This is a genomic window from Bradyrhizobium sp. KBS0727, from assembly GCF_005937885.2.
In the GTDB taxonomy this organism is placed as follows: domain Bacteria; phylum Pseudomonadota; class Alphaproteobacteria; order Rhizobiales; family Xanthobacteraceae; genus Bradyrhizobium.
The window spans coordinates 5,792,050-5,803,548 of record NZ_CP042176.1; the positions used below are offsets into that span (position 1 = coordinate 5,792,050).

Genomic DNA, 11,499 nt, shown 5'->3' on the forward strand with positions numbered 1-11,499 from the left:
TTTTGTCCATCAAAAGGCTGGGAGCAGATCGTCGTCGTCGCGCGTGACCGCATGGGCGCGGCGCACCGTTGCCGGCCCATTGGCAGCGCGCTGCATCTGGTTGCGATCGGAGGCCGCGTCGGAATCGTCTTCAAAGAGGCGTTCCTCACCGGAAGAAGTCTCGCCGACGCCGTGCGCGGGTTCGTCGAACAGGGGCAGTTGCTGCTTGAGCCCGCCCTCTTCCTCGGCGCTCTGCATCAGATCGCGGAACGGAAGCGTTGCCAGCCGGAGATCGACCTGCCGAAGCTGGTCTTGCCAATCATGGGCTCGCGAGCGGGGACAATCGGCGTATGCGCCGCTGTCAAGCCGTGGCGGCGGAAGCAGCCGCTTGCTGAAGTTTGCGTCCTCATAGTGCCGCAGCTTCTTGGCGCGTACGGGTGCAAGGCCCGACACGAGCACGATCGCTTCATCCTGGGGAAGCTGCATCACTTCGCCCGGTGTTAGCAGGGGCCGAGCGGTCTCCTGCCGGCTGACCATGACGTGCCCTAGCCAGGGCGCGAGCCGATGGCCGGCATAGTTGCGTTGGGCCCTGAGCTCCGTGGCAGTGCCGAGCGCGTCCGAGATACGTTTGGCAGTCCGCTCATCATTGGCTGCAAACGCGATCCGCACATGGCAATTGTCGAGGATGGCGTTGTTCTCGCCATAAGCCTTGGCGATCTGGTTGAGCGACTGCGCGATCAGGTAGGCGCGGATGCCGTAACCGGCCATGAACGCCAGCGCGCTCTCGAAGAAGTCAAGCCGCCCCAGCGCCGGGAACTCGTCCAGCATCAACAGGAGTTGCCGCTGCGTCGGCGCTCCATCATTCGTGTTCAACGTTTCGGTAAGGCGGCGGCCGATCTGATTGAGGATCAGCCTCATCAAGGGCTTGGTACGGCTGATGTCGGAGGGCGGCACCACGAGATAGAGCGTGACTGGCCTGTCGGCGGCAACGAGGTCAGCGATCCGCCAGTCGCAGGCCTCGGTATTGCGGCCGACGGTCGGATCCCGATAAAGCCCGAGGAAACTCACCGCGGTCGACAGCACACCGGAGCGTTCATTCTCGGACTTGTTGAGCAGTTCGCGCGCCGTTGCCGCCACAACAGGATGAACCTTCGGTGCGTCCACCGTGCCGAGATGGTTGGTCGCCATCATGATCCGCAGTGTCTTTTCGAACGATTGCGCGGGATCGGCGAGGATTTCGGTGACGCGAGTGAGGGTCTTGTTCTCCTCGGCGTAGAGCACGTGAAGGATCACCCCGACGAGGAGCGCATGGCTGGTCTTTTCCCAATGGGTGCGGCGCTCGAGCGCGCCCTCCGGATCGACCAGAATGTCGGCGATGTTCTGAACGTCCCGGACTTCAGCGGCGCCCTTGCGTACCTCAAGCAGCGGATTGTACCGGGCACTCCGCGTGTCGGTCGGGTCGAACAGCAAACAATGCGAGAAGCGCGACCGCCAGCCGGCCGTGAGGTGCCAGTTCTCGCCCTTGATGTCGTGAACCACGGCAGACGAGGTCCAGGAGAGCAAGGTCGGCAGTACCAGACCGACACCCTTGCCCGAGCGCGTCGGAGCAAAGCACATCACATGTTCTGGACCGTCGTGGCGAAGATAGTCGTCGTCGATGCGGCCGAGGAAAACGCCCTTGGCCCGGAACAGACCGGCGCCAACGATTTCCTTTGGTGTCGCCCAACGCGCCGAGCCGTAGGTCGTGACCAACTGATTTTGCCGCGCGCGCCAGACGGAATTGACGACGGCAAACAACGCGCCTGCAATCCCTCCACCTGCGGAGACCGCACCGGCGCGCTCGAATATCTCGGGCGCATACGCTTCATACGCATACCACCACTCAAACAGCCGCCAGGGCAGATAGACCGGATAGCCCGACAGCGTGAACCAGGGCGAGCCAAGGCCGTCTTGATAGACGAGCGCGCTGGCCGTCCACTGCGTCGCGCCCCACGTCGAGGTGACGACAATGCCGAAGACAACGGCGATCTGTCCCAGATAGATTTTTGCCGGAAACATTCCTTGCCCCATTCACAGCGCGACGTGAACGGCGCGATGAAGAGGGCGAGAACGATGCACATTCAATCGAAATAAAAATCGCGCTCCGCAACGAGAACCGCGTTGATCAAATGCGCTGAAGTGAGATCACGCGTAAGCCAACTTCGGAGTAGTGCGGGAAACACCTCAATAGAATGTGAGCGGTTTGATGATGCTGGCTCACGCTTCCAGCGACCATCCGGCCAACGGAAGGCCACGCCGATATTCGGAATCGGAAACGCCCGACTCGACAATCCGGGAGCCCAGGGATCTTCCGATTCCATGCTCCCGTACCCGATTTGGGACGATTTCGCGATTAATGGCTAGTTATACTCAGTCCGCGGATTGAGTATAACTGGGCTGGACTCTGGGTGGAACCCGAGTTATACTCAGCCCGCGAGTTGAGTATAACATCCAGGATTCTACGATGGCGGCACCTCCGCTGGTCGCGCAGACCACTTATGCCGAGCTTCTGGAACGGTGCGCCGGCGCCGCGTTCCACGACGCCTTCGACGACGAAGGCGCCTTCACGCCCAAAACGGTCAAGGGACGCCGCTACTGGTATTTCCAGACCGGCTCCGGCGAGGCGCGTACGCAACGTTACGTCGGTGCGGAAACGCCCGAACTTCTTGAACGTATCGCCCGCCACAAGGAGGTCCGGGACGATGAACGCGAACGTCGTGCCCTGGTCCAGACATTGGTGCGATCCTTCTACCTTGCCCGTCCCCTCCCCGAAATCGGCGAGGTTATCGCCGCGCTGGCGAAGGCCGGCGTGTTCAGGCTTCGTGGCATTCTGGTCGGCACGGTCGCCTACCAGACCTATTCCGCGATGCTCGGCGTCAGACTTTCTGGCGGCGCCTTGCAGACCGGTGACATCGACATCGCCCAGTTCAAGAACGTGTCGGTTGCCGTCGGCGACAGTACTCCGCCGGTACTCGACGTATTGAAGGAAGTCGACAAGACCTTTCGCGCGGTCCCACACACCGTCGATGGCAGACGGGTGACCAGCTATGCCGCCAAGGGTGGACTGCGGGTGGATTTCTTGACGCCGAACGAAGGCGGAGAAACCGGCAAACCCCAGCCCCTGCCCGCGCTTCGAACCGATGCGCAGCCCTTGCGCTTTCTCGATTTTCTCATCCACGATCCCGAACCGGCGGTGATCCTGCATGGTGCCGGCATTTACGTTCAGGTTCCGGCACCGGCGCGGTACGCGATTCACAAGTTGATCGTTTCACGCCGGCGGCCTGAAGGTCAGGCAAAACGTGACAAGGATCTGCTGCAAGCCGAGGCGTTGTTCGAGGCGCTTGCGGACAAGCGTCCCCATGAACTCAAGAGCGCATGGCAGGAAGCCTATGAGCGCGGTCCGACGTGGCGGCAGTTGTTGGCCGAAGGCATCGGGCTATTGAGCGCCTCCGCCCGGGATCTGACATTGAAGAGCGTCGACAGCCGACGGTCGATCGTTCCGGGGATCGACTTGGTGTTTAACAATCCCCCCGCCCGCTATGATTTCAGCCGGGATATCGTGAGCTTCGAGGGCACCGCACTCGGCAGTCCCGTTGCCTGCGCCATCAGCCGCGAAGCGCTCGACGATCATTTCGGGACCGACGGTCTCGGACAGGACGGCCGCCTCGAAGGCTTTCTCAAGAGCAGATCGAGGATCGAACTGATGGCCCGCGCCAAATATCTTTCCTGGCCGGTCGAAGAGCCCGCCGCGGTATTGATCAAGACCATGGATATCAAGAAGCTCTCAGAGGAGATATCCACGGCGGCGCCAGCGGCACCGGCCGGCCGGTCGGGCAAGAAGCGCTAGCGCTTGAAGGTACCGGCCTGCCGGAGGAGGCTTCACCGTCCCAACCCGCGTTTGGTCCCGACCGACCAGGAAATCCCCGCACCGCCGACGACACCGGTGACCGCCTGCCCTTTTGCGCGTTCAAGCACCGGCCGCCATGGCACTAGGCTGAATTCCTGCGCCCGTTCGATCAGGGCAAACCGACCACTGTTCAGCGTCAGCGCCCGCCGATAGGTTCCGGTCGGCCGGTCGCCGGGCTTGATCTCGGAATATCCAAGGCCGGTTTCGCCGGCGATGCGGGCGCCGGTCTCGGCAAGCTCACGCCGCTCCAGGGTCTGCAGCATATTGCGCGCATAGACCATGCGGCCGTCCTGATCGCGCGCGAGCCCCTGCTCGAGCAACCATTGGCGCCGTGCCCGAATCGCCGCGCCGACCTCTGATCCAAGCCCCATCGGGGCGATCGTCTCAGGGTCCTTCGCAACCAGCTGACGGTCAAGCCAGGTCGCGCCGTTGGCGTTGGGCAACGCTTCAAGGTTCTGCCACGACAATACCGTCATGCGCACAGGACGTTCTGAACGGTTCACCGCCTCGAAGCGCTCTGCCCGGTCGAGATGACCTTGCCCGACATTCCATCGCCCGTCCGGCAACCGCTCGGCCAAGCCCTGCCTTCGCATCGCCTCAAGCCGGCGAGCGTGGCTTTGGATAAACTCGGCTGAAGCGCGCGGGTCGGTGTCGCGATGAATATCCACGCTATAGAGCCCTTGGTTGCGCGTCGCGATGTCCGCAATGGTACGGTCGACCTGGCGCGGACCTGTCTCCCGTGCACGCAGCTCGATGATCGTGTTCCGAACCAGCGGCTCGTCATCGGCGCGCCGTAACCCGAGCTCGACGTAATGCGTCCGGCCGTCGATCCCGTCGACAATCGCATAGCGCCGCTCACGCAGTTCGTCCGAGAACCCTTCCGCGACCAGGCGTCCGACGACACGGCCGCCTTCTTTGGAGTCGAAGATCGCCTGATCGGCCGCAGCGCGATTTAACCCCGCGCCCTTCAAGTCGCGGTGCATGGTCTTGATGATATCGCCGCGCTCCCCCATGCGCCGCAAGGTCGGTTCGATATCTCCGGCGATCCGCCACATACCCGGCGCCGTTTCTTGTGCCAGTTCCAGGCGCTCGAGCGCCCGAAGCCTGCCCATCCGCATGGCATGATGCCGCGGGTCGCGCTCCGGCTTTTCGGAAAGCGCAAGGACGCTGTCGCGCGCGTCACGGAGGATCGCGCGGTCGAGACGGGTGAAACGCTCCGCGCCAACCTCCTGCTCGAGCTTGCGCAGATGGTCCAATTCGCTTTCGGGCCCCAGTTCACGGGTGATCAGTTCGCTCGCCCGGGCCCGCATCCCATGGCCGATGTAATCGCGGGCGATCACGAGGTCGTTCCCATGGTCGTCCTTGCCCCGCACCACGATGTGGCTGTGGGGGTGGCCGGTATTGAAGTGATCGGCGGCGACCCAATCGAGCCTGGTTCCGAGATCGGATTCCATCTGCCGCATCAGGTCGCGGACGAACGGTTTGAGGTCGGCGATTTCGGCAGAGTCCTCCGGCGCCACGATGAAACGAAACTGGTGGCGGTCGCCTTCGGCTCGATCAGCAAAAGTCTTGGCATCAACACGATCGTGGCCTTCATCGTAAAGCTCGCCGGGATTCCCCTCGCGCGTGACGCCGTCGCGCTGGACATAGCGCAGATGAGCCCGCACCGCGCCGGCATCGCCTGCCTTGATGCGGACGATCCGCGCCTTGATGACGACCCGGCGCTGGCCCAGAGAGCGACGGCTGGCGGACACCATTCCCTGCGCATAGCCACGGCCGATGCGTGAGCCGGTAAAACCGGAAGCTCGGTGCGTTGTTCCGATGCCGGCTTTTTGCGCGATCTTGCGGACGCGCTTGACGTAGCCGATTGCCTTGCGGCCGCGACGGTTGCCGATGCGGCCAAGCCTGACTTTGAACTCGTCGTCGATGTCGGACACACGCGCGCTCCGTTTGGCAGCAGGCGCATGTGTGAATACATCTTCGGTGCGTCAAGACGCAGACGTCGTTCATCAATTGCGAAAGGTACTTGACTGTGAGTTGGCGACACCGCCTTCGACGGTGGCGACAAACCTTGGATGTGCAGACAACGACTTAGGCGCGTTTGGGCGCCAGTGCTTTTATCTTGCCCTCCCGCTTGATCTCCGTAAGCGTCCGAGTCCTGCACGACTTTCCGAGAGTGCGTTGTCGTTCCATATCGGGTTCCTTGCTGCATTGGAGGATCTCCGGTGGGTACGGAATATTTCAAGAACGAGGCGCTCCGTTCTTTTTGGTCGGTACACGTTGAAGCGTGGCGACGAAGCGGTCTGAGCAAACGCAAATATTGTCGTCAGCATCGTCTCAGCTGCAGCACATTCGATCGCTGGCTGCGGCATCTGATTGACGTTGAAACCCTGAAAATACGTGCGGAATTGCGTCGAGAGGAACGTCGGGAGCGGCTCCGCAAGAAGCGGAGTCCGGTGTCGAACGACCAGCGCTGCAGAGCCGTGCAAGCGTTCTGGGCGATGCACGTCGAAGCGATGAGATGGTGCGGAATGAACATGCAAGCGTATTCCCGGGCACATGGCATATCGCAGCACAGCTTGAGGCGGTGGCGTGATCTGATCGACGCCAATGAAGTGGAAATCGACTGGCGGACCCATCTTCATCCGAGTGCCCGCCCCCTGGTAAGCACTAGTGCTAGCAGCGCTGCTAAGGAGTCCGTCGCCGGAACGCGCTTGACAGATACGCCGACAGCTGATCCGCCGAGCGATGGACGTGCCAACCGACGCCGCTTCAGTGAGGAGGAAAAGCTGGCGATCGTCCGCGAGTCCGAACAACCCGGCGCCACCGCCGCCGAGGTTTGCCGGCGCCACGGCATCGTCAGCAGCATGCTGTTCCGGTGGCGGGTACAGTTCGGGTTCGGCAAGCGAGCACCGGCCAAGTTGGTGGCTGTGAAAGTTACCGCAGCGCAATCGGGAACGCTCGTCCTGAACGATCTGTTGCAGCCGCCCGACGGCATGACGGTTGTCGAATTGGACGATGGGCGACGTGTCTTTGCACCGATGGGCAGCGATCCGGATGCAGTCCGTCGACACGTCATCGAGCAGGAGATAGCACGATGATGATTGTTCCGGCCGGGGTGAAGGTGCATCTGGCCTTGGGATATACCGACATGCGCAAAGGCCTGGATGGGCTCGCTACGCTCGTTCAGGAACACCTCAAGAAGGATCCGTTCTCCGGCCACCTGTTTGCCTTCCGCGGCAGGAATGCGAGCAGACTGAAAATCCTGTTCTGGGACGGCAACGGACTCTGCCTGTTTACCAAGCGCATCGATCAAGGTGGCTTCATCTGGCCCAGAATGAGCGATCCAGGTGGCACCGTGACGCTGTCTCCAGCGCAACTTGCGATGCTGATCGAAGGCATCGATTGGCGCACACCCGAGCGTCGATGGCGCCCCGCCATCGCGGGCTGAATCGCAGAAACCCGCATAGAATATAGCGAAGTTGCTTCTTCGAATCAGCATGTTCGAGTAGAATCGGACATGCAGCTCGATCTCAACAATCTGCCGTCGGATACGACACTTCTGCATCGCTTGGTGCGCGACATCGCCGCGACAATTGAGCATCGAGACAGCGAGATCGAGCGTCTTCAGGCAATCATCAAACAGCTTCAACGCGCGCAGTTCGGGCGTCGCTCCGAGCGCCTTGATCCCGACCAACTGGCGCTCACGCTGGAAGATATCGACAGCGATATCGGCCGCATTGAGGAAAGCCGGCCGGTTATTGTATCGGAGCCGCCAGAGGCACCGTCGCGGCGCGCACCGCTGCCCGATCACCTGCCGCGCGAGGACATCCTGCTTGACGTCGATGGTGAGGCCTGCAGCTGTTGCGGTGGCGCGCTGCATTCGATCGGCGAGAGCGTCAGCGAGATGCTGGACTGGGTTCCGGCGCAGCTTCGCGTGGTGCGCATCACGCGCCCGAAGTACGCCTGCCGAGCCTGCGGTAAGGTTGCCCAGGCGCCTGCGCCGGAGCGGCCGATCGCCGGCGGATTGGCGACTCCAACCCTGCTCGCCCACGTGCTGGTCAGCAAGTATTGCGATCACACGCCGCTTTATCGGCAGTCGCAAATCTTCGCCCGGCACGGCGTCGACCTCGGCCGTTCGACGCTGGCCGGATGGGTTGGCGGCGCATGCTGGTGGCTCGAGGCGCTGCACGAGCGATTGTGCAAGAACGTGTTTGCCTCCGACCATCTGTTTGCCGACGACACGCCGATCCCGGTGCTCGATCCGGGAAGAGGACGCACCAAGACCGGACGCCTGTGGGTCTACGTCCGCGAGCAGCGGCCCTGGAGCGGACCTGAACCGCCGGCAGCGGTCTATTTGTTCGCACCCGACCGAAAGGCCGAACGTCCGGTATTGCACCTGGCGGGCTTCAAAGGTGTCCTGCATGTCGATGGCTATGCGGGCTTCGAGCACCTGACCGTCAACGGCGACGTCATGCTCGCGGCATGTTGGGCCCATACAAGACGCAAGTTCTACGAAGTTGCCGAGGCCACCGGTTCGCCCATAGCGACGGAAGCCTTGCGCCGGATCGGTGAGCTCTATGCCATTGAAGCCCGCGTCCGTGGGCAGTCGTCTGTCCATCGGCTCGCTGAGCGGCGCTCCTTCTCGAAGCCGGCCGTGCAGGCCCTGCAAACCTGGTTTGAGGCGCAGCTTGTACGCGTGCCCGGCAGCAGCACGCTTGCGGAAGCGATCCGGTACGCGCTCTCCCGTTGGGAAGGTCTGACGCGCTTCCTGCACGATGGCCGCGTTGAAATGGACACCAATCCGGTCGAGCGTGCAATCCGCCCGGTGGCGCTCGGCCGGAAGAACCATCTCTTCGCCGGCAGCGACGGCGGAGGGAATCGTTGGGCAGTCGTCTGCTCGCTGATCGAAACCTGCAAACTCAACGGCGTCGAACCCTACGCTTATCTCACCGACGTGCTCACGCGCATGGTCGACGGACATCCGATCAACCGTCTCGACGAACTGCTGCCGTGGGTTTGGAAACCAGAGATTCATGTCAAGACCTGACTGGCGTGCAAGAACCGGACGCATACTGATCTCCGAACATGAGACCGCTGGCAATTGCAATAGTCGTCCGTTGTAACGATAATGCTTGACGGTCCATCATTACGATGGTGGGGATAATGCAGTCTTCCCGAAACAGAGCGGATGCTGAGCCGCTCTCGGAAGCCGTTGCCGCGCTTCGTGAGTTGGTCTCGCGCGCGCGAAAAGCCAACGATCGGTCGTTCGACGACGGCCAGTCGGTCGATGCCTGGAAGAGCGATGAACTCAGTGCCGCCGTAGAGCGTACTGAAGCGATGATCGCTAAGGCGGAAGCTGCCATAGCGGAGCCGGGTACAGAGTAGGAGCTCGCTCGCCCAATCGGTACATTGCCAGCGAGACCGCTCGGCTCTTCAAGACCATGTGCAGCCCCCGTACTCATACTGATCTCGAGCCGCGCCGCCTCGATTCCTTCGATGGCTTCCACGACTGGGCTCATATCGAGCCGAATTCACGAAACACATTCGAGATTTTTGCCGCTTCATTGGCAGATCACTGGTCTCTCAAGGCCCCGGGGACTGCTCCCAGCGGGCACGCGGCTAGCCCGGAGGATTCCAGGTCCATAGCGGGTGCGCCACGCCTAGAATATCGCACCGCATGACCGGCCCGAAATACCTCGAGTCGAACGAATTCGGATGCGGTTGCAGCAAGAAAAATTCGCCGTCGATCAGCTTCATGCACCCCTCCCACGCCGGCAACGGACGCCCGTCGCGATCGTTATCGAAGGTCTCAGCAACGACCTTGCCGTTGATGGCAATCGCGTGCACCGGTTCCTTCGAACGGCAGACTTCATCGCCGCCTACGGCCGCGATTTCCTTGAGGAGCGGTACCGACGGCGGCAGAATTCCGCGCGCCACAATCATCAGCTCGATCAACGGCGGCGGCTGGACGACCGCTGTCTCTCCGACGCCGGGAAAACGGTTCTCCAGATAATAGAAACCAAGAGGTGCGCTGCCCGTGGCATTGTAGATGACGAGCGGTGTGTGACTTCCGAACGTAACGAGCATCGAAACGACAGCCGCCGACATCGCGGCCAGCACAGGCACTTGCCGGCGCAGGCGTTTGTGATCAATTCGCATCGGACGTCGACCTCCGCTTGCTGGCTTGCGAATAATCGACGAGGTCTTCGATGTGATAACGGACGTAGCGTCCGTGCTTGCGGTAGAGCGGGCCCGTGCCCTTCACCCGCATTTTCTCAAGCGTATTCTTGGTGAGCCGCAGCCAGGCCGCCGCCTCCGCCGTATTCAGAAAAGGCCGATCAGGCTCTTTCTTTGCATCGTCCGTCATGTCCAACGCTCCCTGTCCCGCGGCTCGTCAAGATGCGGGGGCGAGAAGAAGCGTCGTCAGATTGCAGCGCGGGCGGGAGTGGCGAAGATGACCGAGGGTGAATTCGCCACCCCACGCCGGCAAAAATGGTCAACTCGGCAAATGACCAGGACAGCTAGAACAGCAGATCGCGGTAACCGCCCTTCATCAACTCGGTACCCTTGGCGACCAGCCGCCTTGTGCGGTCCTTGAGGAACTGGCTCGGCCCCTGCCATTCCTCGCCTACCTTTTTCTCCCCGAAGATGGCGATGGCGATCTGCCGATAGGTCTTGCCGTGCAGGCTTTCGTCGAGCGCGACCAGCGCGTGATGGAGGCGTTCGTCGACGGCAAATGCCGGCCGGTTGCCAACGGACGGGGCCTGTTCCGTAAAACGATGAAGGCGCTTGAGCAGTTCGGTTTGCGCGCTCAGGTCGGCAAAACCGTCGATCTCGAAGACGGGCGCAAAAGGATTTGTCAGGGCCGCGACGTCGCGGATTTCGAGGGGAATGTGGACACCTGGTCCCTTCATCAGCACCAGCGGAACGTTATCGACGCCGATCGCTACCACACGATCGGCATTGAAACTCGATAGCGTGAGCGGTGTGAGGTTTTCACGATGTGTCGCTGGCGCGGCCCTGACCCGGACCACCTGTTTCAACGCGGCCATATGCCAGAACACCGGGGCTTGCCGGGCAACTACCGACGGATCGGCGAAGGCATAGAGTCCCCATCTTTCGGCGCGCGGAAAGCGCCGCCGCAACCGCAACAGCCGGGTGCCATCCTTCAAGGTAATATGCGGCAAGTGTCGCGGCACGGAGCTTCGCCAGTCCGCACCGTAGTCCGGATTTCGGCGCAGGAATTCCCACGCCCAGTCGCTTCGATCGTAGGACGCTGGACCGCTAAAAATGGCTGCGTCGCGTGGAAGGCCGCTCGCTGTATCGGCGTGATTTCGGTTCAGGCGAAGCCCCAGCATCCAAGCAAGCGATCAAGCGAGCCATCATCGTCGAAACAAAATGCGGCGAGAGAACGGCCCCCGCGCTGATCGCGCGCGGGCCGAACTCGGGCGCCGCGAGTGACAGGCTCACAAGGTCCTTGCTGCCGGCTTCGCCGCGCCGGATCCAGTCAGCACCAGCCTCGACGCTTGGGTAACGACCCTGAAGTCGGGATGGGTCCGGCTCTCGGTGTT

General features: G+C 62.0%; 10 protein-coding genes. 5 read left to right on the forward strand and 5 right to left on the reverse strand.

What is annotated here, in order from left to right; all coding sequences use genetic code 11:
- Positions 1-9: 9 nt before the first annotated feature.
- Positions 10-2,037 carry a conjugal transfer protein TraG gene (locus FFI89_RS27220; RefSeq protein WP_138830621.1) on the reverse strand — a complete coding sequence of 676 codons (2,028 nt, stop codon included), beginning with the start codon at positions 2,035-2,037 and terminating at the stop codon, positions 10-12.
- Between the two features lie 445 nt (positions 2,038-2,482).
- Here FFI89_RS27220 and FFI89_RS27225 point away from each other — a divergent pair, with 445 nt between their 5' ends.
- Positions 2,483-3,865, forward strand: coding sequence for a GSU2403 family nucleotidyltransferase fold protein (locus FFI89_RS27225; RefSeq protein ID WP_138830622.1), 1,383 nt, complete (start codon positions 2,483-2,485; stop codon positions 3,863-3,865).
- Positions 3,866-3,897: 32 nt separating this feature from the next.
- Here the strand turns inward: FFI89_RS27225 and rlxS are convergent, their stop codons facing one another.
- Positions 3,898-5,862 carry a relaxase/mobilization nuclease RlxS gene (rlxS, locus tag FFI89_RS27230; protein ID WP_138830623.1) on the reverse strand — a complete coding sequence of 655 codons (1,965 nt, stop codon included), beginning with the start codon at positions 5,860-5,862 and terminating at the stop codon, positions 3,898-3,900.
- Positions 5,863-6,150: 288 nt separating this feature from the next.
- Here rlxS and FFI89_RS27235 point away from each other — a divergent pair, with 288 nt between their 5' ends.
- The 4 genes from FFI89_RS27235 to FFI89_RS27250 all read left to right on the forward strand — a co-directional run bounded on the left by FFI89_RS27235 (position 6,151) and on the right by FFI89_RS27250 (position 9,313).
- Positions 6,151-7,026, forward strand: a complete 876-nt coding sequence (locus tag FFI89_RS27235) for a transposase (protein WP_138830624.1) — start codon at positions 6,151-6,153, stop codon at positions 7,024-7,026.
- On the forward strand, positions 7,023-7,376 hold the full coding sequence (tnpB, locus tag FFI89_RS27240; protein WP_027545505.1) for an IS66 family insertion sequence element accessory protein TnpB: 354 nt from the start codon (positions 7,023-7,025) through the stop codon (positions 7,374-7,376). Before FFI89_RS27235 ends, tnpB begins: the two co-directional genes overlap by 4 nt.
- A 69-nt stretch (positions 7,377-7,445) precedes the next feature.
- Positions 7,446-8,975 carry an IS66 family transposase gene (locus FFI89_RS27245; protein ID WP_138830625.1) on the forward strand — a complete coding sequence of 510 codons (1,530 nt, stop codon included), beginning with the start codon at positions 7,446-7,448 and terminating at the stop codon, positions 8,973-8,975.
- A 116-nt stretch (positions 8,976-9,091) separates the two neighbouring features.
- Positions 9,092-9,313 (forward strand): hypothetical protein, encoded by a 222-nt coding sequence (locus FFI89_RS27250; RefSeq protein ID WP_246669267.1) that lies wholly within the window; start codon positions 9,092-9,094, stop codon positions 9,311-9,313.
- Between the two features lie 234 nt (positions 9,314-9,547).
- Here FFI89_RS27250 and FFI89_RS27255 read toward each other — a convergent pair whose 3' ends face one another.
- From FFI89_RS27255 to FFI89_RS27265, 3 genes are all read right to left on the reverse strand, one after another.
- Positions 9,548-10,048 (reverse strand): S26 family signal peptidase, encoded by a 501-nt coding sequence (locus tag FFI89_RS27255; RefSeq protein WP_168213058.1) that lies wholly within the window; start codon positions 10,046-10,048, stop codon positions 9,548-9,550.
- Positions 10,049-10,076: 28 nt separating this feature from the next.
- Positions 10,077-10,295 (reverse strand): helix-turn-helix domain-containing protein, encoded by a 219-nt coding sequence (locus FFI89_RS27260; RefSeq protein WP_138830627.1) that lies wholly within the window; start codon positions 10,293-10,295, stop codon positions 10,077-10,079.
- Positions 10,296-10,449: 154 nt separating this feature from the next.
- On the reverse strand, positions 10,450-11,286 hold the full coding sequence (locus tag FFI89_RS27265; RefSeq protein WP_138830628.1) for a DUF2285 domain-containing protein: 837 nt from the start codon (positions 11,284-11,286) through the stop codon (positions 10,450-10,452).
- Between the last annotated feature and the right edge of the window lie 213 nt (positions 11,287-11,499).